This window comes from Xanthomonas sp. D-109 (assembly GCF_017746095.1).
Taxonomy (GTDB): domain Bacteria; phylum Pseudomonadota; class Gammaproteobacteria; order Xanthomonadales; family Xanthomonadaceae; genus Xanthomonas_A; species Xanthomonas_A sacchari.
Map to the genome: position 1 here is coordinate 52,768 of NZ_JAGHWV010000023.1, position 25,745 is coordinate 78,512.

The 25,745-nt window shown below is 71.1% G+C and carries 27 protein-coding genes; 12 read left to right on the forward strand and 15 right to left on the reverse strand.

The window, feature by feature from the left end:
- Positions 1 to 131 precede the first annotated feature (131 nt).
- On the forward strand, positions 132 to 1,640 hold the full coding sequence (locus J7357_RS17970; RefSeq protein ID WP_209248567.1) for a radical SAM protein: 1,509 nt from the start codon (positions 132 to 134) through the stop codon (positions 1,638 to 1,640).
- Positions 1,637 to 2,920 (forward strand): nucleotidyltransferase family protein, encoded by a 1,284-nt coding sequence (locus tag J7357_RS17975; RefSeq protein ID WP_209248569.1) that lies wholly within the window; start codon positions 1,637 to 1,639, stop codon positions 2,918 to 2,920. Before J7357_RS17970 ends, J7357_RS17975 begins: the two co-directional genes overlap by 4 nt.
- 164 nt (positions 2,921 to 3,084) lie before the next feature.
- Here the strand turns inward: J7357_RS17975 and J7357_RS17980 are convergent, their stop codons facing one another.
- The 15 genes from J7357_RS17980 to J7357_RS18050 form a co-directional block, all read right to left on the reverse strand.
- Positions 3,085 to 4,221, reverse strand: a complete 1,137-nt coding sequence (locus tag J7357_RS17980; protein WP_209248572.1) for a glycosyltransferase family 4 protein — start codon at positions 4,219 to 4,221, stop codon at positions 3,085 to 3,087.
- Positions 4,218 to 5,342, reverse strand: coding sequence for a glycosyltransferase family 4 protein (locus J7357_RS17985; protein WP_209248683.1), 1,125 nt, complete (start codon positions 5,340 to 5,342; stop codon positions 4,218 to 4,220). Before J7357_RS17985 ends, J7357_RS17980 begins: the two co-directional genes overlap by 4 nt.
- A gap of 26 nt (positions 5,343 to 5,368) precedes the next feature.
- Positions 5,369 to 6,880, reverse strand: a complete 1,512-nt coding sequence (locus J7357_RS17990) for a radical SAM protein (RefSeq protein ID WP_209248574.1) — start codon at positions 6,878 to 6,880, stop codon at positions 5,369 to 5,371.
- Between the two features lie 22 nt (positions 6,881 to 6,902).
- A complete protein-coding gene (locus tag J7357_RS17995; protein ID WP_209248576.1) occupies positions 6,903 to 7,598 on the reverse strand; it encodes a class I SAM-dependent methyltransferase in 696 nt (231 codons plus the stop codon).
- Positions 7,595 to 8,827 (reverse strand): amidohydrolase family protein, encoded by a 1,233-nt coding sequence (locus tag J7357_RS18000; protein WP_209248578.1) that lies wholly within the window; start codon positions 8,825 to 8,827, stop codon positions 7,595 to 7,597. The genes J7357_RS17995 and J7357_RS18000 overlap by 4 nt, the downstream gene beginning before the upstream one ends.
- 2 nt (positions 8,828 to 8,829) lie before the next feature.
- Positions 8,830 to 9,678, reverse strand: a complete 849-nt coding sequence (locus tag J7357_RS18005) for a class I SAM-dependent methyltransferase (protein WP_209248580.1) — start codon at positions 9,676 to 9,678, stop codon at positions 8,830 to 8,832.
- A gap of 108 nt (positions 9,679 to 9,786) precedes the next feature.
- Entirely contained in the window at positions 9,787 to 10,632 is an 846-nt protein-coding gene (locus tag J7357_RS18010; protein WP_209248582.1) for a Wzz/FepE/Etk N-terminal domain-containing protein, read from the reverse strand.
- A gap of 11 nt (positions 10,633 to 10,643) precedes the next feature.
- Entirely contained in the window at positions 10,644 to 11,810 is a 1,167-nt protein-coding gene (locus J7357_RS18015) for a hypothetical protein (RefSeq protein ID WP_209248584.1), read from the reverse strand.
- A complete protein-coding gene (locus J7357_RS18020) occupies positions 11,807 to 12,748 on the reverse strand; it encodes a glycosyltransferase (protein WP_209248586.1) in 942 nt (313 codons plus the stop codon). The genes J7357_RS18015 and J7357_RS18020 overlap by 4 nt, the downstream gene beginning before the upstream one ends.
- Complete coding sequence (locus J7357_RS18025; protein ID WP_209248588.1) at positions 12,748 to 14,001, reverse strand: O-antigen translocase; 1,254 nt, start codon at positions 13,999 to 14,001, stop codon at positions 12,748 to 12,750. The genes J7357_RS18020 and J7357_RS18025 overlap by 1 nt, the downstream gene beginning before the upstream one ends.
- Positions 13,998 to 15,128 carry a DegT/DnrJ/EryC1/StrS family aminotransferase gene (locus J7357_RS18030; protein WP_209248590.1) on the reverse strand — a complete coding sequence of 377 codons (1,131 nt, stop codon included), beginning with the start codon at positions 15,126 to 15,128 and terminating at the stop codon, positions 13,998 to 14,000. The genes J7357_RS18025 and J7357_RS18030 overlap by 4 nt, the downstream gene beginning before the upstream one ends.
- Complete coding sequence (locus J7357_RS18035) at positions 15,125 to 16,060, reverse strand: GNAT family N-acetyltransferase (protein ID WP_209248592.1); 936 nt, start codon at positions 16,058 to 16,060, stop codon at positions 15,125 to 15,127. The genes J7357_RS18030 and J7357_RS18035 overlap by 4 nt, the downstream gene beginning before the upstream one ends.
- On the reverse strand, positions 16,047 to 17,006 hold the full coding sequence (locus J7357_RS18040; RefSeq protein ID WP_209248594.1) for a hypothetical protein: 960 nt from the start codon (positions 17,004 to 17,006) through the stop codon (positions 16,047 to 16,049). Before J7357_RS18040 ends, J7357_RS18035 begins: the two co-directional genes overlap by 14 nt.
- 5 nt (positions 17,007 to 17,011) lie before the next feature.
- Positions 17,012 to 17,677 carry an acetyltransferase gene (locus J7357_RS18045; RefSeq protein WP_209248596.1) on the reverse strand — a complete coding sequence of 222 codons (666 nt, stop codon included), beginning with the start codon at positions 17,675 to 17,677 and terminating at the stop codon, positions 17,012 to 17,014.
- A gap of 3 nt (positions 17,678 to 17,680) precedes the next feature.
- The gene (locus tag J7357_RS18050; protein WP_209248598.1) at positions 17,681 to 18,097 is read right to left on the reverse strand and encodes an FdtA/QdtA family cupin domain-containing protein; all 417 of its coding nucleotides are present in this window, start codon (positions 18,095 to 18,097) and stop codon (positions 17,681 to 17,683) included.
- Between the two features lie 200 nt (positions 18,098 to 18,297).
- Here J7357_RS18050 and J7357_RS18055 point away from each other — a divergent pair, with 200 nt between their 5' ends.
- The 10 genes from J7357_RS18055 (at position 18,298) to ccmE (ending at position 25,731) form a co-directional block, all read left to right on the forward strand.
- Complete coding sequence (locus tag J7357_RS18055) at positions 18,298 to 18,885, forward strand: cytochrome b (protein WP_244667642.1); 588 nt, start codon at positions 18,298 to 18,300, stop codon at positions 18,883 to 18,885.
- A gap of 65 nt (positions 18,886 to 18,950) precedes the next feature.
- A complete protein-coding gene (locus tag J7357_RS18060; RefSeq protein ID WP_209248600.1) occupies positions 18,951 to 20,315 on the forward strand; it encodes a cytochrome C in 1,365 nt (454 codons plus the stop codon).
- Between the two features lie 23 nt (positions 20,316 to 20,338).
- Entirely contained in the window at positions 20,339 to 20,734 is a 396-nt protein-coding gene (locus tag J7357_RS18065; protein ID WP_209248602.1) for a c-type cytochrome, read from the forward strand.
- 171 nt (positions 20,735 to 20,905) lie between these two features.
- Positions 20,906 to 21,634 (forward strand): hypothetical protein, encoded by a 729-nt coding sequence (locus J7357_RS18070; protein WP_244667643.1) that lies wholly within the window; start codon positions 20,906 to 20,908, stop codon positions 21,632 to 21,634.
- Between the two features lie 63 nt (positions 21,635 to 21,697).
- The gene (locus J7357_RS18075; RefSeq protein ID WP_209231565.1) at positions 21,698 to 22,279 is read left to right on the forward strand and encodes a sigma-70 family RNA polymerase sigma factor; all 582 of its coding nucleotides are present in this window, start codon (positions 21,698 to 21,700) and stop codon (positions 22,277 to 22,279) included.
- Complete coding sequence (locus J7357_RS18080; protein ID WP_209248604.1) at positions 22,279 to 22,920, forward strand: zf-HC2 domain-containing protein; 642 nt, start codon at positions 22,279 to 22,281, stop codon at positions 22,918 to 22,920. Before J7357_RS18075 ends, J7357_RS18080 begins: the two co-directional genes overlap by 1 nt.
- Positions 22,917 to 24,239 (forward strand): S8 family serine peptidase, encoded by a 1,323-nt coding sequence (locus J7357_RS18085; RefSeq protein WP_209248605.1) that lies wholly within the window; start codon positions 22,917 to 22,919, stop codon positions 24,237 to 24,239. The genes J7357_RS18080 and J7357_RS18085 overlap by 4 nt, the downstream gene beginning before the upstream one ends.
- 10 nt (positions 24,240 to 24,249) lie before the next feature.
- On the forward strand, positions 24,250 to 25,056 hold the full coding sequence (locus J7357_RS18090) for a heme ABC transporter permease (RefSeq protein ID WP_209248607.1): 807 nt from the start codon (positions 24,250 to 24,252) through the stop codon (positions 25,054 to 25,056).
- Positions 25,053 to 25,265: a heme exporter protein CcmD gene (gene ccmD / locus J7357_RS18095; protein WP_209248609.1), complete on the forward strand. Its 213-nt coding sequence runs from the start codon at positions 25,053 to 25,055 to the stop codon at positions 25,263 to 25,265. The genes J7357_RS18090 and ccmD overlap by 4 nt, the downstream gene beginning before the upstream one ends.
- Positions 25,249 to 25,731: a cytochrome c maturation protein CcmE gene (gene ccmE, locus J7357_RS18100; protein ID WP_209248611.1), complete on the forward strand. Its 483-nt coding sequence runs from the start codon at positions 25,249 to 25,251 to the stop codon at positions 25,729 to 25,731. The genes ccmD and ccmE overlap by 17 nt, the downstream gene beginning before the upstream one ends.
- The last annotated feature ends 14 nt before the right edge of the window (positions 25,732 to 25,745 follow it).

Here is a 25,745-nt window from a genome sequence, read left to right on the forward strand (position 1 = left end):
GGTTGCGCGGGCGAACGCCGGTCTTTCGCGCAACCAAACGGCACAGCCCCGGCACCTACCGCCACGGCCACCTGCGCGCGGCCATCGCTGCATGCGCCCTCCCCCGCGGCGCCGAACGAGACCTTTCGCCGATGCTCAAGATCCAGGTCAGCCACGCCTACTTCCTGCGCTACGACCCCAAGCAATGGGAGCGTGGAAAACCTTACCCACCGCTGGCCACGCTGCAGGTGGCGGCGCTGCTGCGCCAGCACGGGCACGCGGTGACGCTGTTCGACGCAATGCTGGCCGAAGGCGTGGAGGACTATGACCACGCCGTCCGCGTGCAGCGGCCGGACCTGGTGGTGTTCTACGAGGACAACTTCAACTTCCTCACCAAGATGTGCCTGAGCCGGATGCGCGAGGCCGCGTGCCGGATGATCGCCGAAGCGCGCGCCAGCGGCAGCCGGGTGATCGTCGCCGGCTCCGATGCGTCGGATCACCCGGACGCGTTTCTTGCCGCCGGTGCCGACGCGGTGCTGATCGGCGAAGGCATCGCGGCCTTGCTGGAACTGGTGGCGCGCCTGCAGGCGGAACCGGACATCGCGCCGGCGCACTGGGTGGCCGGCATCGCCGAGGTCGCCAGCGCCGTGGCGCCGCAACTCAGGCGCGCGCAGATCGGCGCGCGGCCGCCGGATACGCGGCTGTCGGTCACCGCCGCCTGGGACCTGCTCGACATCGCGCGCTATCGCACGTTCTGGCAGCAGCGGCACGGCCATTTCAGCCTGAACATGGCCGCCTCGCGCGGTTGCCCGTTCCGGTGCAACTGGTGCGCCAAGCCGATCTGGGGCAATCACTACAAGCGCCGCGAGGCGCAGGACGTGGCCGCGGAGATGATCCAGCTCAAGCGCAGCTTCGCACCCGACCATGTGTGGATGGCCGACGACATCTTCGGCTTCCACGTCGACTGGGTGGAGGACTTCGCCGACGCACTGGCCGCCGCCGATGGCGCGGTGCCCTTCACCATCCAGACCCGCGCCGACCTGTGCAGCGAGCGCATGACCACGGCCCTGGCACGGGCCGGCTGCCGCGAGGCCTGGATCGGCGCGGAGAGCGGCAGCCAGCGCATCCTCGACAAGATGACCAAGGGCACCGACGTGGAGGGCGTGATCGCCGCGCGCCGGCGCCTCGGCGCGCAGGGCATCCGCGTCGGCTTCTTCCTGCAGCTCGGCTACCTGGACGAGCAACTGGACGACATCCTCGCCACGCGGCGGCTGGTGGCGCAGGCGCGCCCGGACGACATCGGCGTCAGCGTGTCCTACCCCCTGCCCGGCACCGTGTTCTACCAGCAGGTGAAGGACCAGCTCGGGCGCAAGACGCATTGGCAGGACAGCGACGACCTGGCGATGATGTTCCGTGGCGCCTACGACTCGGCGTTCTACCGCCAGGTGCGCGATCTGTTGCACCGGCAGGTGGACCTGCAATGTCGCGAGGATGCGTGTCCGGCGCCGGTGCACGCGCAGGACCGGGCGACGCTGGAAGCGGACTGGGACGCGCTGATCGCACGCGAGGCGCAGCATCGGACCGAGCCACCGCCCGCGCCGGCGGCCAAAGCGGTCGCCGCCGCCGGCAGCCGGCGCATCCCGTTGGTGCAACGCGCATGAACGACCTGGCGACGCCAGCGTCCCCGGCCGTGGCGGCCGATCTGCCGGCAACGGCATCCGCGGCCACGCCTGCGCACCTGCCGTTGCGGCGCATCGGTCGGGGCCTGCGCCGGGCGACCGAGACCCTGGCGCACGAGTTGGCGCGCCCAGGCGCGCCGATGCCGGCGTGGCACGGCCTGCATTGGCAACTGGCGGCGGCAGCGGCGGTCGCGCACGGCGTGGCGCCACTGCTGAGCCAGCGCACGCAGTGGCCGGACCGGGCCTGGCGCGCGTTCCTCGACGGACAGCGCGAGCATGTGGCGCAGCGCTACCAGCGCATCGCCGCCCTGCTGCAGCGGATCGACGCCCTGGCGCAGACTGCCGGCCTGGCGATCGTGCCGCTGAAGGGGGCGGCACTGCATGCGCTGGGCCTGTATCGGCCCGGCGACCGGCCAATGGCGGACATCGACCTGCTGGTGCGCCCCGAGGACGCCGAGCGCGCTGCGACGCTGCTGGGCGCGCTGGGCTATGCGGCCGAGTTCGCGCAGTGGAAGCACCAGACCTTCCGGCCGGCACAGGTACAGGCGGTTGGTGGCCTGGGCGAGCACCGCGACACGCCGATCAACATCGAACTGCACGTGCGCATCCAGGAACGGCTGCCGTTGCGCACTGTCGATCTCGGCACCGCGATCCTGCCGCGCGACGGCACGCCCGGCTTGAACCCCTACCCGAGCAACGGCGCGCTGATGCGCCACCTGCTGCTGCACGCGGCCGGCGGACTGTGCAGCCGCAGCCTGCGGTTGATGCACCTGCACGACCTGGCCCTGCTGGCGCCGCACATGCGCGCCAGCGACTGGCAGATGCTGATCGGCGCCGATGCCTGGTGGGCGTGGCCACCGCTGCGGTTGATGCTGCGTTACTACCGCGCAGCGATTCCATCGGCGGTCCTGCAGCGACTGCGTGCGCACTGCCCGCCGCTGCTGCGGCTGCACGCGCGCGGGCTGGACCTGACTGCGGCATCGTGCTCGCAGCTATGGCTGCCGGCACTGCCGGGCATTGAGTGGGCGCGCTCGGGCCGCGAGGTGGTCGACTATCTGCGCCAGCGCCTGCAGCCCTCGGCGGAAAGCCGGCAGGAACGCGCCGAGATGATCCGCACCCAGCTGTGGCTGCAGGGCCAGGACTGGGTGCGCCTGCCGCAGCGGCGCCGGATACTGCAACGGCTGCTGCATCCGGTACCGCGAATGGACACGCTGTATGCGGTGCGGACTGCGCTGCAGGGTTACGTGGCTTTGTCGGACTGACGCACGCTGTCACTAGGGAGCGCTGTGAACTGCCGTTGTAGGAGCGGCTTCAGCCGCGACACGCGTCACCGCTAATGGCTGTCGCGGCTGAAGCCGCTCCTACAAGACGAGCCGATACAACGCGATTGTCGCGAAAGCGCGTTCTCCCAATGCCGCACTGTGCGTCAGCCATTGTGCGCGGCACGCCGATCATCAGCGTGTCGCGGTGCACACAGACGCTGATACAACGCGGTGAAGCCACGCACGCTGCAGTCGGCGTCTTCCCGCACGGCGCGGCATTGCGCCGCCCAGGCCAGGCGCAGGCGCAGTTCGTCGTCGCTGAGCACCTGGCGCAGCGCATCGGCCAGCCCGGCCCAGTCGCCCACCGGCACCGCCAGCGCCGCCGAAGGCGCCCACTCCTGCAGATGCCCGACCGCGGTGCCCACCGTCGGCACCCCGGCCACCGCTGCTTCCAGCAAGACCAGCGGCCCGGCTTCATGCAGCGACGACAACACCAGCAGATCCGCCGCCTCCACCAGCGGCCGCAGGTCGCGCTGGGTCTTGAAGCCGAGGAAACGCACCTGCTCGCTCAGCCCAAGCGTGGCCACCAAACGCTGCATCGCGCCGTCGAGGGTGTCCACCCCGACAAGGTCGATGCGGAAGTCGACCCCGGCGCGGGCCAGCGCCGCGAGGGCGCGCAGCAGGGTCGTCTGGTCCTTGACCGGATTGAGGCTGGCCACATGCAGCAGCCGCGCCGGCCCGTCGCCGCGCGCACGCGGCGCGCGTGGCGGCCAGGCGCGCAGGTCCACGCCCAACGGCACGCGTTCGGCGGCGATGCCCAGCGCCCGCAGGCTGTCGAGAATGGGCGCGCTGGCGGCGGTCACCGCACTCGCCAGGCGCAACACCAGCGCCTCGCGCAGCCGCCCCTGCCATTTGCGCCGGCCGCCGTAGCCGATCGCGTGCAGGGCGACCAGCTCGCCACCGGCGATGTGCACCAGGCTCGGCCGCCGCAGCCAGCGCGCCGCGGCCACTGCGATGAGGCTGCAGTGGCCGGAAAACAGCGATTGCACCAAGTCGAACGGCGCGCGCCGGTGCTCGGCGCGGATCGCCGCGATCGCGCGCCAGCGCGTGCGCACCGCGCCGATGTTGTGGATGCGCGCCCCCAGCAGATCCCATTGCGCCGGCAGCGGCTCCTGGTGCAGCACGAACACGTGCAGGTCGTGCGCACGCGCCAGCCGCTCGATCAGGCTCAGGAAGGCCGGGATCACCCGGTACTCGCCGCTGCGGTCGACGCCGCCTGGCACCACCAGCGCCAGCTTCATGCCGCGCTCCGCGGCGCGGCGTCGAGCAGTTGCGCATAGGCACGCGCCCAACGGCGCCCGACCGCCGCGAACGACAGCTGCGCATCGAAGTGCGCGCGCACCAACGCCCGCGACGGCCCGGCGCGCGACGCCTGCACCAGTGCGGCCGCCAGGCGTTCGGTGTCGCCGCACGGCCACAGCGCGCCAACCCGGCCACCATCGCTGAGCGCGCGGAACGCCGGGATATCGGTCAGTACCGGCACCGCGCCGCAGGCATAGGCCTCCAGCGCGGCGTAGCCGCAGCTCTCACCCAGGCTGGCGGACACGAACAGGTCGGCCGCGTGCATCAGGGTCTGGATCTGCGCGTGCTCCACCCGGCCCAACAGGTGCACGCGGCCGGCCAGCCGCGGATCGGACTGGATGCGCTGTTGCACCACCGGCAGCAGCGGCGCATCGCCGAACGCGCAGAACAGTTGCAGCCCGGGCAACTGCACGCTCGCGCGGGCCACGCCTTCGAGCACGGTGAGGGGATCCTTGCCCTCGCTCAGATGGCCGACCCACAGCACACAGGGCGCGCCATGCAGTCCGCTGTCGCGGCGCGCCTGGTCGCGCTCGCCGGGAATGAAGCGACAACTGGATTCGGGAATGGCGAACAGGCGCGTGGACCCGGCGAACAGCCCAGCACCGACGAAACCCCGCGCCAAGTCCAGCGAGGTGAAGGCGATGCCGCTGGCGGCCGCGTACCAGCGCCGCCACTGCGGTCGCCGCCACCAGCGCGGCGGACGGTTGGCATGGTCCTGCAGCAGGATCGGCCGCGACGGCTGCCAGCGCGCCAGCGTCGCCGCCTCGCGCGCGAACTGCAGGCCGTGCACGTGCACCACGTCGGCCCTGAGTTCGGTCAGCAAGGCGGCGATGCGGCGCAGATGGCGCCGGCGCCCGGCGTCGGCACGGCGCAGGAAGTGATAGTCGACGCCGTTGCGCTGCAGGTGCGCATCGACCGCGGCGGCCTGGATCACCGACACGCGGGTGCCGACGCTGGCCACCGCCTCGGCGATGTCGGCCAGCGACGGCCACAGCGCGAACGCCTGTTCCGGCGTCACCCCGTCCGGCAGCGGCACGAAGTTGAGCTGCACGGCATGCATGGCGCGGGCGACGTTGGTCGACATGCTCAGATCCCGGACACCTGCGGCCGGTGCAGGCGCACCAGCCGGTTGGCCAGGTTCAGTTCCCACGGTCGGTCGTAGCGCCGGTAGCGGTAGCGCCAGGCCGCCAGCGCGCTGAGCCCGCGCTTGGCCCAGCCCGGCGAACGCTGGTCCTGCGCGGTGGGATAGCGGCAGCCGAGCACGGTGACGAAATCGCGGATGCGCTGGCGCAGCGCATCGCTGAGCCAGGGCGCATCGGCGTGGCAGGCATAGTCCACCCACTGCGGCTGCGCCCATTCCTCCGGCGTGCGCGGGAACTGCACCGGCACGCCGTCGCGGTCGAGCAAGGGCGTGCCGCCGCGGCGGCCGCGGTCCTTCTCGTGGCGGCTGCTGTCCGGCAGTGGGGTGTACACGTAGACGATGATTTCCGACTGCGGGTTGATCCGCTTCAGCTCGCGGATGAACTCGAAGGTCTGCTCGGTCTCGCGCTCGCTGTCCTGCGGTGGCGCGACCATGAACGACAGCTCGGGGATCACCCCGTTGCGCCGGCACAATTCGGCCACTTCCAGCGTCTGGTCCGGGCGCGTGCCCTTGCGGATTTCCTTGAGCATCGCCCCGCTCGGCGACTCGGCGCCGATGTAGGCCATGCGCAGGCGGCTCTTGCGCACCAGCTTCCAGGTGCTCTCGGACAGGTTGAGCAGCGCGTCGGCGCGGGCGTAGCACCACCACGGCAGTTCCAGCTTGGCCATCACCTCCAGCAGCGGAATCATGTCGGCTTCGCGGTCGAAGAAATTGTGGTCGAAGAACTGGATCGAATCGGCGCCCAGGCCGTACTTCAGGTACCCCAGCTCACGCTCCAGGCGCGCCGCAGTCGGCAAGACGGTGGCGCCGCCGAACATCGCCGCCACCCCGCAGAAGGTGCAGCGGAAGCGGCAGCCCAGCGCGGCCTGGTGCGAGGCGGTGCGCTGGCCGAGGAAGGTGCGGCCGAGGTAGCGGCGCGGCTCGCCGAGCTTTTCGTAGGGGAGCGACGGCAGCGCATCGCCGCGCTGGAAGGCGCGGTTGCGGTTGTGCACCACCACCCCGTCCTGCTTCCAGGACAGCCCGTCGACCTGCGCCAGCGTCGGCCCCTCGCCACGCACCGCGGCCAGCAGTTCCGGCAGGGTGTCCTCGCCCTGCGCGCGGATCGCATAGTCCACGTATGGGGCGGCCAGCGCGGTGTCCGGGTAAAGCGTGGGGAAATAGCCGCCCCAGACAATCGGCAGTGCCGGGAAGCGCCCGCGGATGGCCTGCGACAGCGCGATCGACGGCGCCAGTTGCGGCCCGCCCATCACGCTGATGCCGACCGCATCGTAGTGCCGCTCCTGCAGTGCCTGCAGGCTGCGCTCGATGAAGTCGCGCTCGACGTTGCCGTCGATGATGCGGCTGTCGCCATGGCGGTCCAGCGCCGCCGCCAGGTTCAGCAACGACAGCGGAAAGCGGGCGCTGGACGGCTTGGTGATGGTGGGATTGACCAGCAGCGTGTTGGGTGTGGAGGACATACCGGGCGGACGCAGGACGGGGTTACGGCAGGCGCCGCAGGCGCAGCACCAGGGCCACCGGCACCTGCAATGCAACGGGATCGAAATGGGCGCCGGCGGCAATGTCCGCCGGGTCGAGCAGCGGTTCGCTGACGGCGTCGATGGCCAGCCCGAGCGCGGCGCAGGCGGCGTGCCAGTGGCTGTACAGGTGCTGGGTGTGGCGCACCGCGTAGCGCTGGCCGCCAGCCTTGAAGTCGCGGCGCCAGCCCAGCGCCGGGCCGATCGGATGCACGTCGCTGCACAGCACCCAGCCGCCGGGCCGGGTGACGCGGCGCAATTCCGCCAGGGCCGGCCCGAGCTGCGGCAGATGCCCCAATGCCAGCGCGCACAGGCTCAGGTCGACGCTGGCGTCGGCCAGCGGCAAGGCCTCCAGGCTGCCTTCGCGCAGCGTGCAGCGGCCGGCCTCGATCTCGGCCAGTTCCTGCGCGGCACGCGCCAGCATCTGCGGCGACAGGTCCACGCCGGTGACATGCCCGGCGCCACGCTGCAACGCATGCAGCAGGTAGCGGCCGCTGCCGCAGCCGGCATCGAGCACCTCCCGGCCACGCAACGAGGGCGGCAGCAAGGCCAGCATGGCGCGCTGTTCGGCCTGCATCACCGGGTTGTGCGCCTGCGCCGGGTAGCTGTCCGCCCACAGCGCGTAGGCGGCGAGCGGATCGAGGGTCGGGACGGCGTTCATGCGGGGCATTCCTGCGACAACTGGGTCAGGCGCGAACGCGGCGGTGCAACCTGGACGTCCAGGCCCGGCTCCAGCGCGAGCAGCGCAGGGTCGGCGAGTTCTGCGGCCAGCAACTTCGGCACGCCGTCCAGCGTCACCGGCACCGTGTCCACGCCGGACGCGGCGAACCATGGGGCGAAATCGGGATCGGAGATCCGTGGCCTGCCGTCTCGCACCACTGCGCGCAGCGCGCTGCGCGGCAGCCCGACCAGGCTCTGCGCCGGCGCCCCGCCACGGTCGGCGACGATCAGCAGATCGGCGTGTGCACCCGGCGCCAGATGCCCGCGATCCGGCACGCGCAGGATGTCGGCCGCGGCGGTCGTGGCCAGGCGCAGCGCCTGGGTCGCGTCCAGGCCGTGGGCGGCGGCCAGGCGCAGGTCCTCGAGCAGGTCGCGGCCGCCGCTGACCCGCGCATCGCTGCCCAGCGCCAGCCGCCCGGCCGCGCTCAGGCGCTGCGGGTCGAGGGTGCGTCCGAGCAGGGTCAGGTTGCTGCTCGGGCACCACACCACCGCCGCGCCGCAGGCGAGCACGCGTGCGACGTCGTCCGCACTGAGGCCCACACCGTGGATCAACACCGTGTTGTCCGCCAGATAGCCGCGCCGCTCCAGTTCGGCGAGTTCGCCTGCGGCCACCGCGTCGGTGCCTTCGGCCAAGTGGATGATCCACGGCCAGCCGGCGGCGGCTGCCGCGGCGAAGCTCTGCGCAAGCGGCGGCCCGTAGTCCGGGCCGTGCAAGGTGTAGCTCCAGCCGAAGTCGCGCAGCAGCGCCACCGGAAAGTCGGCCGCGTCCAGCGCCGGATGCCAGGGGTCGTGGTGGGCCACGCAGGTCACCCCGGCCAGCAGGTTCTTCAACCCGCCATGGCGCAGCCGCAGCGGCTTGGGCAGGGCTAGCGCCGCGGCCACCGACGAGGTGCGGAAATGCGCGGCGAACGCCTCGATCCAGGCATAGCTGTTGACGAACGGCGCGGCCTGCGGCAACGGCGGCACCGCATTGACGTGCAGATGCTCGTGGGCGTTGATCAAGCCGGGCAGCACCAGGTGGCCCGGCAAATCGAGATGCAGCGCCGCCGGCGTGGCCGCCGCGGCGATACGGCCGGCGCGCAGCGCCAGCGGTGCGCGCACCGCGCCGCTGGCGTGCGCGACACGCGCACCTTCCAGGCAGACGTCGACGGGGGCGGCAGGCACGGACATGCTCAGCGCTTGCGCAGCACGATCAGGAAGTGATCGCCCATGTCGCGCAGCAACGGCCAGCCGCCGATGCGGTCGTCGAGGCGGCCCAGCGCCTCGCCCAGGCGCGGGTGGCGCTGGTAATGGTCGACCAGGTACGGCGGCGGCAGGCACAGGCTGAGCGCGCGGTACGATTCAAGGTCGAAATGCGGCGCGAACGCGCGGTAGAACTCGCGTGGGAAGTAGTACCAGGTCCAGATCGTGTGCCCGTTCATGCCGACCGCGGTGGCGCCACGCGCGGCGCGGACCGTGGCACGGCGCAGGCGGCGGCGCAGCAGGTAGTGGCCCAGTTCCCACGGGCACAGCCGGCCGATCACCGAGAACACCAGGCGGCCGTCGCGGCGCAGCAGCCGTGCGCAGTGACGCGCGACGTCGGGCAGGTCCGGCGCGCAGTTGAGCGGGCCGAAGTTGGAATACATGCCGTCGAACTCGCCGTCGAGCAGGTCCAGTTGCTGGATGCCGACGTGCGCCACGCTGAGCCGCCCGTGCAGGCTAGGATCCTGGGCGCGCGCACGCGTGCGCTCGACCATCTGCGGCGACCAGTCGGTGGCCAGCACGCGGTAGCCGCGCTGGGCGAAGGCATGTGCGTCCAGGCCGGTGCCGCAGCCCAGGTCGACCAGGCGCGAGCCGGCCGGCAACTGCGTCGCCACCGTGTCCCACAGCGTGGTGCGCATGCGCTGGATCAGCGCGTTGTTGCCGCGCGGGCCATCGTAGTCGGCGGCCACGCTGTCGAAGGCGCGCTGCGTGTCCAGCAACCGCACCGGGTCCAGAGTGGTCGTGTGCGCCGTTGCACCCGCCTTGCCATTCGCTGTCACCTGCACCTCTCCACCGTCCTGCCCGTGTCGGAATCCGCGCGCATCGAGCGCGCGGGACTGCAGGTAGGTGCGGCGGCGGCGGCGTTTGGTTGAATCGGCGAGACGCCGTTATGCGGCGGCCTGCGCTCGCACCGGCCGCGACTGGCGCCGACGCAGCGCGTTGCGCGCCACCGCCGCGAGCACGCCGCCAGCCAGCCCGGCCAGCAGCGCGGCGGCCAGCACCAGCACCGGATTGGGGAATGCCGCGCGTGGCGGTACATAGGTGTCCCAGGGCGCCGAGGTGTCGTAGGTGTAGCGCGTACCGAGCCGGCCGAGCAGGTCCTGGCGTTCGGCCTTGAGGCCGCGCAGCGTGGTGGTCTTCTCCGACAGCAACATGTTGCCGAGCAATTGCTGCTCGACGCTGCCGCGGCCTTCGCGCTGCTGCTGCAACAGGCGCTCGCGCTCGGCCTGGGTGGCGGCGATGTCCGCGGCCAACTCCTGCAGCCGCGCACTGGCCTGCTGCAGCGGCCCGGCCTGGATGCGCCGGTGCAGCGCCTGTAGTTGCGCGATGGTGGCCGTGGCCAGTTGCCGTGCCTGCTGCGGCGATTGCGCGCGCAGGGTCAGCTGGATCAGGTTGGCATACGGGTCGGGATCCAGCTTCAGGCTATCGCGGTACAAAGCGGCCTGACGGCTGTCCAGAGCCACGCCGGCGCTGTGCAGCACCTGCTCCTGGAATTGCCGGGTCCTGATCCGGTCGATCACCCGCTGGAACGGCTCCAGCTTGGGGTCGCGCCCGGCCGGGGTCGGGCCGAACTCGCCGACCTGCACCCAGGCGGTGGCCTGCCACTGACGGGTCGCGCCGTGCAGGAACAGCGCCGCCAACGCCAATGCCAGCAGCAGCGGCAGCAGGCACCAGCGCCATTCGCGCCGCAGGATCCGCCACAGGTCGATCAGGTAGATTTCGTCTTGGGACATGGCGGTATCGGTCATGGCAGCGGGGATCTCGGGGCAACGAAAGGCAGGGCCGTGGACGGCGCGGTGTCGCGGCGGTTCGGCAGCAAGGCGCTGCACGCGTGCAGCAGCAGGCACAGCGCGACGAAGCCGGCATTGGTCCAGGTGAAGGCCTGCGGTGCGAACGGCGACATCACGCAGGCGTAGGCCATGCGCAGGAACACCAGCAGATTGAACAGCGCCACGCCGCGGCCGAGCAGGCGCACGCTCCACAGCAGCGCCGCGTACAGCGCCAGCATCGCCGCCAGCGCGGCGCCGGGGCCGCCGGCCAGCAGGAACGGCAGGAACTCGGTACCGACATTGATGTTCGGCGCATCCAGCGGGATGCCGGTGCCGGCAGTGGCGATGGAACCGCTGAGCGGCACCAGTTGGTTGACCAGGAAGCTGGCGTTGGCGTAGCCCTTGCTGAGCAGCGCACCGAAGTTGTACGGGCCGGCGCCGATGTACAGCAGCAGCCACTTGATGCCCTGCGGCGCGGCACGGTACAGCGCGCCGAACGGCAGCGCCACCGAGTCCAGCGAGCCGGAGCGCAGCGTGCCCAGCAGCGAGAACGCGGCGGCGCCGGCGCACAGCAGCGCCAGCACCCGCTTCCACGGCAGCGGCCGCGCCGGGTCGCGGCGCAGCAAGACCAACAGGCCGACGCTGAACACCGCCGCGAACAGGCGGTTGCGGTCGATCACCAGCACCGGGAACGCGAAGCCGGCCAGCAGCAGCGCGTTGCGCACGCTGCGCTGCCGCACGCACAGCAGGCCGATCGGCGGCAGGATCCAGCACATGTTCGACACATGCCGCACGTGCGATTGCAGCGGGCTCAGGTCGGCGTAGGCGGAGGGGTTGTGCAGCAAGGGGATCGGGAACAGCAGCAGGTCCAGCAGGCAGAACAGCCCCACCGCGGCGGCCAGGCCGAGCGCGACGAACGCCTCGCGGGTGCCGGCGTACTCGCGCGAGCGGAACGCCGCCAGCGGCGGCAGGCGGATGCCAAGCAGTGCATCCAGGCCCAGCGCCGCCAGCGCCACGGCGGCCAGCAACGCAATGCCGGCAAGATACCCGGGCGGCAGGTCGAAGGTGAGCAGGGTCAACGCGCAGCCCAGCAGCAGCGGCAGGCCGAAATACGCCGACGGCAGGCGCAGCAGGCGGCTCATGCGCGCTCGATCAATGCTGACTGGCCGCCCTGGCGCAGCCGCGCCAACAGCGACAGCCACGCATGCGCCAGCAGATGCCCGCCCAGCGCCAGCGGGCTGCGTCGCAGGAACGCGATCTTGGCGGCGATGTAGTGCGCCTGCGCGTGCAGCAAGGTGCGGCAGGCCGGATCGAACAAGCGCGCGCGGCGCAACGCCACCTGCCGCGACTCGGCCAGGTTGGCCAGGCGGCTGGGCAGATGCCGGGTGCGGCTGGCGTTGTGGTCGTGCACGCGGTAGGCGCAGACCGCCACGTCCAGGAAACCCAGCGCGTCGCGCGCGACCAGGCGCAGGAAGAAATCCCAGTCCTCGATGCGCAGGCCCTCGTCCCATTCGGCGCCCGGCTGCAGCGCGCTGCGCCTCACCAGCGCCACCGCCCCGCTCACCGCCCAGTGGCGGATCACCGCGCGGCGGATGCCGGCCTCGCTCAGGTACAGGCGTTTGTCCACGCCGTGCAGGTCGCGCATGCTGCTCTGATGCACGGTGCGACCCTGCGTGTCGACCACGATGGCGTCGCCGATCACCGCGGCCTTGTGCGGATGCGCGCCCAGGTACGCCACCTGCACACCCAGCCCGCCGGGCAGCAGGTAATCGTCGCTCGCCCCCAGGCGCAGGAACTCGCCGCGGGCCATCGCCACCAGGTGGTTGAGCGTGGCGGCGATGCCGAGGTTCTCGCGTGGCCAGAAGCGCACGTGCAGTCCGTCGCCATGCTGCGCGATCCACGCGGCGATGCACTCGGCGGTGCCGTCGCGGGAGCCGTCGTCGACGATCACCAGCTCCTTGTTCGGGTACGGATCCTCCAGCACGCTGTCCAGGCAGCGCTGCACGAAGCGCACGTGGTTGTAGGCCGGGATCAGGATCGAGACCAGCGGGAGCGTCGGTGGCGCGTGCGGTGCATCCATCAGCCCAGTCCTCGCAGATAGCGGCGCACGACCAGCACGTTGAACGCCAGGTACAGCGCGTAGTTGCAGGCGAACGCACAGGCCGCGCCGATCAGCCCCATGCGCGCGGTGAACAGCACCACCAGGCCCAGGTAGCTGGCGGCGAACAGGCATTCGGAGAGCACGAACAGCCGCGTCATCGCCTTGGCCAGCATCAGGTAGGACAGCACGAAGGAGGCGATCTTGAGCACGTCGCCGAGCAACTGCGGCGCGTACAGCGGCAACGCGGCGGCGAAATCGGCGGAAAACAGCAGCCGGGTGATCCAGTCGCGGCACAGGTAGACCGAGGCCGCCGCCAGGATCACCGCCGGCAGCACATAGCGGTAGGCGCCGCGCAGTTCCTGCCACAGCGCCTGGCGCGTGTGCAGCGCCGCGAGCTTCGGCAGGTAGTAGACGTTGATGGCCGTGGTGAAGAACAGCAGATAGGCATCGGACACGCGGCTCACCGCCTGCCAGTAGCCAACCTGTTGCCAGCCGAACTGGCCGGCCAGGTGATCGCGCACGCCGATGTTGACCAGCAGCGGCAGCAGCGCCGAGGCCAGGGTCATCGCCGAGAAGGCCGCCAGCCGCCGCACCATCGCCCGGTCGAAGCGAATGCGCAGCATCTCGCGGCGGAAGTACGGGCTGCGGCGCAGCGCCGGCACGCCCGCGCAAAGCCAGGCCACCTGCCCCAGCACCAGCCCGAGCAGTGCGCCATACAGGCCCATGCGATGCGCCAGCGCGGCCACCAGCAGCACGCTCAACACTGCGCCGGCGACCTGGATCAAGGCCAGCCGGCGCACGTCCATGAAGCCGTTGACCACCGCCAGGATGTAGTTGGCCAGGGCGATGCCGAGCTGCGCCACCGCCAGCACGCAGATCAGTGGCTGGTACTGCGCGTCGCCGAGCAGGCGCTCGGCGATCAGGCGGCTGCACAGCAGCGCGGCCACGCCCATCGCGCAGGCGGCGGCGCAGGCGTAGCCCAGTGCGCTGCCGAACAACCGGTTCAGCGCAGCCGGATCATCGCGGTACTCGGCCACGTACTTGACCACGCCGGCGCCGATGCCGCCGCCGGCCAGGACCGCCAGCAGCGACATCAGGCTGGTGAACTGGCCGAGCCGGGCGACCCCGGCCGGGCCGGCGTACACCGCTACCAGCTTGAGCACCAGCAACGCCGCCAGCAGCTTGGCCGCCGTGGCCACGCCGCTGTACACGCCGCTGCGCAGCACGTTCATGCCGCCACACCGGCAAAACGCTGGCAGGCGTCGATCACCTGCGCCACCGCCGCGTCGTCCAGGGTCGGGCCGATCGGCAGGCTGAGCACTTCTGCTCCCAGCCGCTCGCACAGCGGCAACTGCAGCGTCGCCAGTTGCGGATAGGCCGGCTGGCGGTGCGGCGGCGTCGGGTAGTGCACCAGGCACTGCACGCCGTGAGCCTGCAAATGCCGTTGCAGCGCATCGCGCTGCGCGCAGCGCACCACGAACAGGTGCCAGGCATGTGCGGCCGGGTCTTCCACCTGCGGCAAGGCGATCTGCGGATGCGCGATGCCATGCAGGTAGCGCTCGGCGATCGCGCGGCGCGCGGCGATGTCGGCATCCAGGTAGCGCAGCTTGACCCGCAACAGCGCCGCCTGCAGTTCGTCCAGGCGCGAGTTCACGCCCTGCACGAGATGCCGGTACTTGATGTCCGAGCCGTAGTTGCGCAACACGCGGATCTGCGCCGCCAGCGCGTCGTCGTCGGTGGTCACCGCGCCGCCATCGCCCAGCGCACCCAGGTTCTTGCCGGGGAAGAAGCTGAAGCCTGCGGCATCGCCGAAGCTGCCGGCGTGGCGGCCGCCGCGGCGCGCGCCGTGCGCCTGCGCCGCGTCCTCGAGCAGCAACAGCCCGTGACGCTCGGCGATGGCGCGCAACGCCGCCATGTCGGCGAGCTGGCCGTACAGGTGCACCGCCAGGATCGCCCTCGTGCGTGGGCCGATCGCCCGTTCCACCTGTGCGGGGTCCAGGTTGAAGCTGGCCGCCGCCGGCTCCAGCGGCACCGGTCGCAGCCGGTTCTCGCTGATCGCCAGGAAGCTGGCGATGAAGGTATTGCCCGGCACCAGCACCTCGTCGCCGTCGCGCAGCCGGCCCAGCGCATGGTAGCCGCGCAGGATCAGGGTCAGCGCGTCCATGCCGTTGCCGACGCCGATGGCGTGGGCGGTACCGCAGTAGGCGGCGAACTCGCGCTCGAACGCCTCCAGTTCCTCGCCGAGCACGTACCAGCCCGAATCGATCACCCGCGCTGCGGCGGCCTTCAGTTCGTCGGCATGGCGGGCGTTGCTGGCGCGCAGGTCGAGGAACGGCACGCTGGCCGTCGGCAGACTCATTGCAACTCCCAACGGTAGAAATCGTGGACGATGGCGCGCGCGCCGAAGCGCTCCTTCTGCTCGACCAGGCCGGCATTGAGCACCCGGCCGTGCTGCTCGGTGGAAATGCCCAGGCTGAGGAACTCGCGCTGCGCGTAGACCTGCTCGATCAGCTCGGCCAGCAGCAGGCTCAGCGCATCGGCGCGGCGGCCTTGCTCCGAACAGGCCATGTACTGGGTATGGACGACGTGGCCGAAGTCGTACACCAGCGTGGCGGCCAGCAGTTCGGCGCCGTCGCGCACTTCGTAGGGCACGATCTGCGTGGGAAAGCGCGCGCACAGCAGGCGCAGTTCCTCCAGGCTGTGCGTGGGGCGTGCGTCGTGGCGTTGCAGCACCTCGCCCAGCAGCGCATGCAGCGGCGCCGGGTCGTCCACGCGCTGCACATGCAGTCCGGCGCGGCGCGCCTTGGCCACCGAGCGTTTGCGTGCGGCGGCGTAGCGCGGCGGCGCGCGCAACGGCACCGCCGAGGACAGGTCGCGGCGGTAGAGACACGCCCCCAGCCGATGCAGCGCGTACAGATCCTCCTCCGCCGGACTGCGGTGGAACAGATGCGGCACCGCCTTGTACAGCAGCGTGCGTACGCCGGCACCGCGGTAGTACGCCGCGATACGCTCGAACGCCTCCAGCGTCGCCGTCGCGCGCAGCGTGTGGGTCGACAGCAACCCGGCATAGCTGAGGCCTGCATGGCTGGTCACCGCGTCGCCGTCGCGGTTGGCCGGAAACACCGCCACCGGCATGCCGGCGTCCTCGACCAGCAACGAAGCATCGACGAAGCGCGCCGCGTGATAGTCCATATAGCCGCGCCGGTGCAGCAGATTGCCATTGCGCGAGGCGTCCACCAGGCAATCCCACAGCGGCGCGTCGGCGGCGGTGTAGGCCCTAACCGACAGCATCGGCATCCTCCCAGACGGTGCCGGCAGGCAGCACCGCCTCGGCCACGCCGAAGCCGTCGCGGCCCATGTCGTTGCCGTTGTAGAACAGCAGCAGCCGCTCGCCGTGGCGGATCAGTGCTGGGTAGCAGAGCGTGCGCGCATCCCAGCCCACGGCCGACAGCGGCAGGCCCAGCGCCGCGTCGCAGCGCTGCCAGTGGCGACCATCGTCGCTGACCGCCATGCCGGGCAGATAGGCGCCGCCGCGGCTGCCGTGGGTGAACAGCATCAGGTAGCGGCCATCGTGCCGATACACCCGCGGGCGGCCGATGCGGTATTCGTCGCCCTGCGGCTGCAGGCACAACGTGTCCTGCCGCGGGATCGCCTGCAGGTCGTCGGTCTCCACGCAGCGGATGTGGTAGCGCGGATACGGCGTGCCGCCGATCCATTCCCAGTCGTCGCCGACCGCGTACCACAGCCGCCAGCGGTCATGCGCGTAGTGCGCCGAGTGCACCGCGGCGATGGTGCTGCGACCCGGCGCGCGGTCCAGCAGCGGCGTGTCCTGGCGGCGCTGGAAGGTGTCGCCGCCGTCGGTGGACACCGCCAGGCCGGTGAAGGCCAGGAACTTGGCCCGCTCCACCTGCTGGAAGCCGACATAGAACATGTACAGCCCGTCCGGCCCATGCACCACGTCGCCGAGGATCATGCCGTTGTCGTCGAAACAGCCGGGGCGACCGATGTCCAGCACCGGCGCGGCGCTGACACCCTGCACCCGGGTCGGATCGTCGGCGCGCACATCGACGTAGCCGATGCGGCTGACCCCGGCGTCGTCGCGGAAGCCGGCGTAGATCCGTAACCGCTCGGCATCCAGGCGCAACGGCGTCGGCGTCAACGCCGAATGCCGCATCCAGCCGCCGACGCCGTCGCGCGCAGTGTCGAACACAAGACCACGTTTGTGCCAGGCGAACATGCGCCTCACAGCTCCACGTCGAAGCTGGACTTGCCGGCCACCGCCCGCGCCGGCGCACCGACGTAGATGCGTCCGGGCTCGGTGTCGCGGGTCAGCAGCGCGCCCGCGCCGATCACGTTGTCGGCAGCCACCTTGACCCGGTCGCTGAGTGTGGCGTTGACGCCGACGAAGCTGCTGGCGCCGATCTCGCAGTAGCCGGAAATCACCGCATGCGAGGCCAGGAACACATGGTCGTGGAGGACCGTGCGATGACCGATATGGTTGCCGCTCCACAGGATGCAGTTGGCGCCGATGCGGGTGAACGGCTGCAGCACGTTGTGCTCGAACACGAAGCAGTGTTCGCCCAGTTCCACGTTGCGCCAGACGAACGCCTGCGAGCTGACGTAGCTGGCCATGCGGTAGCCGCGACGCTTGGCGTCCAGATAGAAACGCGTGCGCAGCCGGTTGAGGCCGCTGGCCGGGATCGCCACGAACACCTCCACCTGCGACGGCGGATAGCGCTGCTCGAGATCCTCATAGGCCACCACAGGAAGACCGGCCAGCGTCGGCGTGGACATGTAGTCGCGCTCCACGCTGAAGGCCAGCACGGTGTAGTCGCTGTCGTGGGTGAAGTATTCGCAGGCGATCTGCGCCAGTTCGCCGGCGCCGACGATGACCAGGGGGCGTGCCATCGCCTAGGCCTCCTGCCGGCGTACGCCCGCGGCTTCGCGCAGGAATTCGTCGTAGTCGAAGATGTAGTCGGTGGGGTCGTAGGCCTGGTCGGCGAGCACCATCAGCACGCAGTCCTCGCTGAAGTCGTACAGGTCGCGCCAGACCATGCTGCCCAGCAACAGGCCCTGGCGCGGATCGTCCAGCACCACCTGCACCGGCCCGCTGCCATCGTCGAGCAGGAACGACACCGACCCGTGCAGCGCCACCGCCAACTGGTTGAGATGGCGGTGCGCATGCTGGCCGCGATGCACGCCGTTGCGGGTGGCGAACAGGTAGTACACGCGGCGGATGTCGAAGGGCACATCGCGCTGCTGCTCCAGCGCCACGAGCTGGCCGCGCGCGTCGCCGTGCGTCCGCAACTGGATTCGTTCGATTGCCATCAGAGTGCCCGACCGGGCTCCGCATCGGAGCGTCCAGGCTGAGTGCCGCCGGTCCACGGAAAGGTTGCGCGAGTCAGAAGCGCAGCGCGACGCAACCTTTCGCCACAGCGCCGGCACCCATCGACGCAACAGCTACAGCGATGCCCCCGCCGGCATCGCGGCGCCCCACCCTCGTCGCCTCCAGGACACCGCGTACCGCCATGACCTCGCCCACGCCGGCTGCGCCGACACCGCCCGTTTCCCCTCCCGCTGCATCGGCCGCCCTGCCACGGCCGATGGTGTGGTTGCACTGGCTGACCGTGCTGTGCCTGGTGCTGGCGGCGGGGCTGATCCTGCTGCGCGAAGAAGTCGAAGGCCGCATGTGGCGACAGTGGCTGCTGGAAGGCCACCGCCACTTCGGGCTGTTCGTGCTCGGCCTGTTCTGCGTGCGCGTCGTGTTGCGCATGCGCCTGGGCAAGCGTGACGACCCGGAGGCCGGCTCGGCGCTGATGCGCTTGCTGGCCGGCGCCACCCACGTGGTGATGTACGCGCTGCTGCTGACCTTGCCGGTGCTGGGCTGGGCGCTGAGCCAGTCGATGGGCAAGCCGGTGCATCTGTTCGGCGCCACCCTGCCCGAGCTGGTCGCCGCCGATCCCGATCTCGCCGATCGCCTCGGCGCCTGGCACGTGGATGCCGCCTGGCTGCTGCTGGCCCTGATCCTGCTGCATATCGGCGCAGCACTTTGGCATCACTTCGTCCGCCGCGATGGCGTGCTGCGCCGGATGCTGCCGTTCCTGCGCCGGCGCTGAGCCGCCCTTCCCTTCCTCGTTCGCGTCCGTCGCCGCACCCACCCGCCTGCCAAAGGACTTTCCGCATGCACCAGTCCCCGTCGTTCCCCTCCACCTCCTCCCGCAGCGACAGGACGCGCGGCGCCGAGCAGGCGCTGCTGTGGTCGGCGCTGGGCTCGCTGCTGCTGGTGCTGAGCCCGCGCGCGGCCGCGGTGCCGGCGTTCGCACGGCAGACCGGCTCGTCCTGCGCCGACTGCCACATCGGCGCCTACGGTCCGGCGCTGACCCCGTACGGCATGCGCTTCAAGCTCGGCGGCTATACCGACAGCGACGGCAACGGCACCAAGATCCCGGCCTCCGCGCAGCTCACCGCCACCCGCAGCGTGCCGGCGCGCGGCGAGAGCCGCACCCGCTTCAGCGAGGCCGACCTGTACCTAGCCGGGCGCATCACCGACAACGTCGGCGGCTACGTCAAGGTCGCCACCAGCAACAACGGCAAGAACGACTACACCACGCGCCTGGACAACGTGGACCTGCGCGCGGTACTCAAGAGCTTCCAGCTCGGCGGCAAGGACACCCTGCTCGGCGTCAGCGTCAACAACAACCCCGGCAGCCAGGATCCGATCGGCATGCTGCCCAATGCCTCCGGCCTGGGCCCGGCCTCGGCCTATGCCAGCTCGACCACGCTGCTCAACCAGTCGTCGTTGTCCAACCGGGTGATCGGCACCAGCGTCTACGGCCTGTACGACCGCAACTGGTACGGCGAACTCGGCACCTACACCGCCCTGCCGCTCTCGACCCAGGACGACCTGGGCTACGCCGTCGGCGGCGACCCCGGCAAGCTCAGCGACACCGGCTACCTGCGCCTGAGCTACATGAAGGACCTCAAGCGGCAGTTCTTCTCCGCCGGCGTGGTCGCGCTGACCACGCGCCGGCAACTGCCACGCAGCACCGGCCCGCGCGACGACTTCACCGATCTCGGCTACGACCTCAACTACCAGTTCCTGGGCACCCGCGAGCACATCCTCAAGCTCGGCTACCTCAACATCTACGAGCGCCGCCGCTACGGCAGCGCGCTGATCGATCCCACCGACCCGACCGTGGCCGGCCCGCGCCGGGCCAGCGTGCGCGACCAGTCGTTCAGCCTCAACTACACCTACAAGCAGAGCTACAGCCTGCTGCTGGCGCACTTCATCAACACCGGCTCGGACGATCCGTTCCGCTACCGCCCGTACGGCGCGCCGGATACCACCAGCAACCTGATCAGCGCCTCGTGGGCGCCGTTCGGCAAGGACGACAGCTACTCGTCGATCTCCAACCTGCGCCTGTCCGCGACCTGGTTCCGTTTCAGCAAGTTCAACGGCACGACGGGGAATGTGTTCGGGGCCACCCCGGTCACCCGCCCGCGCGACCTCAACCAGTTCTCGCTGGGCCTGAGCCTGGCTTTCTGATTTTCCCGCCCGGAGCTTCCCCCATGAAACGCCCCAATGCCCTCCCCCTGTGCACCATGCTGGCCGGCCTGATGCCGCTGGTCGCCGTCGTGGCGCCCTCCGCACATGCCGCCGGCGGCATGCCCGGTGCCGGCGTGTTCGCCAGCGAATGCGCCGAATGCCACAGCGCCGCGCCGGCCAAGAACAAGAAGGGCCCGACCCTGTTCGGCGTGGTCGGGCGCCGCGCCGGCAGCGTGCCGGACTACGCCTACTCCGACGCGATGAAGCAGAGCCAGTGGACCTGGAGCGACGACAAACTGCGCAGCTACCTGTCGCAGCCGGCGTCCAAGGCGCTGCCCGGCGGCAAGATGAAGTACGACGGCCTGGACGACGCCAAGCAGTTGCAGGACCTGATCGCCTACCTGCACAGCCTGCATTGAACTGGCTGGCCGATCCGGTCATATTCGGCGCCCGACGGGCCGGCCAGCGCGCCGCGCCCGTGCCCGATTCCTGACCTGCGAGCATCGAGCCACCGTGCGTTTGTCCCCTGCCGCCTGCGGCGCCTCGTCGCCGCTTCCCGTCGCACCCCGGCGCCACAGGGCGGACCGCGCATGCTGAGCGCACGCGCGTCACTGCGTCCAGGCGCCAGCGCGGCATTGGCAGCAGGCCTGGCACTCGCCGCCCTGCACGCACCGGCGGCCACCGCCGGCGACATCGGCGGCGCCGCCGGGATCAGCTCGCAACTGGTCGACCGCGGCATCGCCGTGACCCGCAGCACCCCGACCCTGCAAGGCGCGCTGTTCTGGCTGCCGGCGCCGGGCTGGTCGCTGAGCGGCTCGGCCAGCGTGGCGCTGGACGCGCCGGGCACGGTGCTGATGAGCAGCCTCGGCCTGTCGCGCAGCTGGACGCTGTCCGACAGCTGGCAACTGCAGGCCGAGGCGCTGCTGTACCGCTACCCCGGCGCGCGCGCCAACCGCCTGTTCAACCGCGACGAAGTCAGCCTCGGCTGGAGCTACCGCGACCGCCTGAGCCTGTCGCTGGCCGCCTTCCGCATGCCCGACAGCGGCCTGCAGCAGCGCTGGTACGGGGCGCTGGACCTGACCGCGCACCAGCCGCTGACCGGTCCGCTGTCGCTGTCGGTGGGCGCCGGCGTCAGCCAGGCGCCGCCGGCGCTGTACGGACTGGAGTACACAGCGCACTATCGCTACGGCCACGCCGGGCTGATCTGGAACGCCGGGCGCTGGAGCCTGGAGGTGGACCGTGTGTTCAGCAATGCCCGCACCGGCTATGCCGACCGCGGCCTGTGGCCCTGGGTGGCCAGCGTATCCCGCAGCTTCTGAGGCGAGCGCAACCTTTCCCTGCAGCCCCGGCACATACCGGTGCCCGTTGCCACACCTGCTCCCATGAACGACACCGACCTGCTCGGCGATGCCACCGACCGCATGCTGCTCCGGCGCATGGCGGCCAGCGACCGCGAGGCGCTGGCCCGCCTGTACCGCGCCTACCACGGCCGCCTGTGCCGGTTCCTGTCGCGGCTGACCCGGCGCCCGGACATCATCGAGGAAGCAATCAACGACTGCTTCTGGATCGTCTGGCAGAAGGCCGGCGACTTCCGCGGCGACTCGCAGGTCTCGACCTGGATCATGGGCATCGCCTACCGCTGCGGGCTCAAGGCGATCCGCCACCACAGCGACGACGCCATCGACGACGGCGCGATGGCCGAGGACCACGCCGCGGCGGCCGACCCGGACGAGGACCGCGAGCTGCGCGACTGGCTGGGCAAGGGCCTGGACCGCCTGTCGGCCGACCAGCGCCTGGTGGTGGAACTGGTCTACGGCCTCGGCCACAAGCTGGAAGAGGTCGCCGCGATCATGCAGTGCCCGGTGGGCACCATCAAAGCCCGGCTGTTCCATGCCCGGGTCAAGCTTCGCAACGTGTTGCCGGGATTGGCCGGCGATGCGTCCACGCTGACGGAGAGCGCGTGATGAAAACGGGCTTCAACGAGCCGGGCAACGAGTGCGCGCATGCCTGGGAACTGATGCCGTGGGTGCTGCAGGACAGCGCCACGGAACAAGAGAACGAGTGGCTGGTGGCGCACCTGGCCAAGTGCCGGCACTGCAGCGCCGAGTTCGCCCAACAGAGCCGCCTGCGCATGGCCATGACCCTGCCCAGCGACGTGCCGGTGGACGCCGAGGCCGGCCTGCAGCGCCTGCTGCAGCGCCTGGACGCGCCGGTCCCACAGGCGCCGCCGCAGCGCAGCCGCACCAGCTGGACCACGCGGGCGCTGGTTGCCGCCGCGCTGCTGCAGGCGGTGGGCCTGGGCGTGCTGGGCATGCGCCTGTCCGCCGAACACGAGCGCAGCACCGCCTACCGCACGCTCAGCGATGCCGCGCAGCCGCTGGCGGCCGATGCGATCCGGGTGGTGCCGGACGCGCGCATGACCCTGGCCGACTGGGACGCGCTGCTGCGCAAGCTGCAGCTGCGGGTGATCGGCGGCCCCAACGCCGCCGGCGCCTATACCGTGGTGCCGACCCAGGCCGGGTCGCCAGCGCAGCCGCAGCGCAGCGTGCAGCAGTTGCGCGCCACCGCCGGCATCCGCCTGGCGGAGCCGATCGCCGCGCCATGAAGCTGCGTCTTGCCTGCCTGCTCGTCGCCGGCCTGGGCCTGGGCGCCTGCGCCCATGCCGCACCGGCGGCGGTCGCCGATCCTGCGCCAGCGGCCAAGGCGCCGAGCCTGGATCCGTCGCCGGCGCTGGACAGCCAGCGCCAGATCGTCCTCGCCGTGGCCAACCCGATGGCCGCGCCGAGCCGCCACGCCGGCTCCAACCTGCTCGGCTACGCCTCGGCCCGCTACTACGGCGCCGGCACCCAGGCGGTGGCCACCCTGGACGCGCTGAACAAGCGCTACGGCCTGCGCCAGGTCGCCGGCTGGCCGATCAAGGCGCTGGGGCTGTACTGCGTGGTGCTGGAGCCGGCACCGGGCAGCGACCGCGCCGCGCTGCTGGCGCAACTGGCCAAGGACGACCGCGTGGCGCTGTCGCAGCCGCTGCAGGACTTCGGCACGTATTCCGCGGACAGCCAGGCCGCAGCGACGCCGGCGCAGCCGCTGCGCTACAACGACCCCTACGTGGACATGCAGCGCGGCTTCGCCGCCACGAACGCGGCCACCGCGCAAACGCTGAGCCAGGGCCAGGGCGTGGACGTGGCGATCGTCGACACCGGCGTGGACACCGCGCATCCGGACCTGCGCGGGCGCCTGCGCAACACCCGCGACCTGGTCGCCGCCGACCCGGGTGCGTTCAATCGCGACCACCACGGCACCGAGGTCGCCGGCATCATCGCCGCCGGCAGCAACAACCACCTGGGCATCGTCGGCATCGCACCGAAGGCGATGCTCGACGTATACAAGGCCTGCTGGTATCCGCAGCGCCCCGGCGCCGGCGCCGGCTGCAACTCCTTCACCCTGGCCAAGGCGCTGGCGGCGATCGGCGACACCCGCACCCGCATCATCAATCTCAGCCTCGGCGGTCCGGCCGACCCGCTGCTGCGCAAGCTGCTGGAACAGTTGCTGCGCGAGGGGCGCATCGTGGTCGCGGCGATGCCGCCCAACGGGCGCCTGGACGGATTTCCCGACGGCATTCCCGGGGTGATCGTGGTGCGCAGCAGCGCCGCCACGCCGGCGCCGGCGGGCGTGATCAGCGCGCCGGGCGAGGACATCCTCACCACCCAGCCCAACGGCGGCTACGACTTCACCTCCGGCTCGTCGATGGCCACCGCCCACGTCAGCGGCGTGGTCGCGCTGTTGCTGGCGCTGGCGCCGCAACTGGATGCGCGCAGCGTGCACGAGCTGCTGCTGCGTACCAGCCGCATGCGCGACGGGCTGCTGCAGGTGGACGCCGCCGCCGCCGTGCAGGCGTTGCCGCGCAGCGCGCCCCTCGCCCGCTGAGGTCATCGCCATGCGTTCCTGGATCCCGCTCTGGTTGCACCGGCTCGGCGCACCGCCGACGGCCTATCGCGTGGCCGGCGCAGTGCGCCCGTGGAGCCTGGCCGCGGCCATGCTGCTCGGTGCCGTGGCCGCCTACGGCGGGCTGGTGCTGGCGCCGCCGGATTACCAGCAGCACGACGCCTACCGCATCATTTTCGTGCACGTGCCCTGCGCGTGGATGAGCCTGTTCGTCTACGCGGCGATGGGCATGGCCGGGCTGGTCGCGCTGGTGTGGCGGATCAAGCTGGCGGAAGTCGCCTGCATGGCCTCGGCGCCGATCGGCGCCGCCTTCACCTTCGTCACCCTGTGCACCGGCTCGCTGTGGGGCCGGCCGATGTGGGGCACCTGGTGGACCTGGGATGCGCGGCTGACCTCGGAACTGGTGCTGCTGTTCCTGTACCTGGGCGTGATCGGCCTGCACCGCGCCATCGACGATCCACGCCAGGGCGCGCGCGCCGCGGCGCTGCTGGCGCTGGTCGGGCTGATCAACCTGCCGATCGTGCATTACTCGGTGGTCTGGTGGAACACCCTGCACCAGGGCTCCACGGTGCGCGTGCTCGGCCCGTCGACGATGCCGCTGTCGATGCTGTGGCCGCTGCTGACCGGCGTGGTCGCCAGCAAGTGCTATTACGTCGCCAGCCTGTGCGGGCGCCTGCGCACCGACCTGCTGGCGCTGGAGCGCGGCAAGGCCTGGGTGCGTGCGATCGCCATGCAGTCCGCGCCGGTGCCGGCGACGCCCGCGGACACCGTGCCGCTGCCTGCGGAGCACGCGGCATGAGCGGGTTCTGGGCGATGGGCGGCTACGCCGTCTATGTGTGGAGCGCCTACGCACTGGCCTTGCTCGTGCTGCTCCTGGACAGCGTGCTGCCGCGCCGCCGCCAGCGCCGCCTGCTCGCCGACATCCGTGCGCAAGTGACGCGCGAACAGGCACGCCGTGCCCGCGGCAACGTTGCGACCAACGGAGCGCACGATGCATCCCACCCGTAAGCGCCGCCTGCTGCTGGTGCTGCTGTTGCTCGGCGCCGCGGCGCTGGCCACCGGCCTGTTCGTGCTGGCCCTGCAGCACAACATCAGCTACCTGTTCACCCCCAGCCAGGTGCAGGCCGGCGCGGCCCGGGACTACCGGGTGTTCCGGCTCGGCGGCATGGTCAAGGCCGGCTCGATCACACGCAGCGCCGATGCGCTGCAGGTGCAGTTCACCGTGATCGACAAGGCCGGCGCCACCGCCGTGGCCTACACCGGCATCCTGCCCGACCTGTTCCGCGACAACCAGGCGGTGATCGCCACCGGCTCGATGCAGGGCGCGCGCTTCGTCGCCACCGAGGTGCTGGCCAAGCACGACGAGACCTACATGCCGCAGGAACTGAAGGACGCGATGGCGCAGGCGCATGCCGATCGCGCCAAGACCGTTCGCGCCGCCGCGGCGGCGGCTGACGTCACGGCGCGGCCATGAGCCCGATCGCGTCC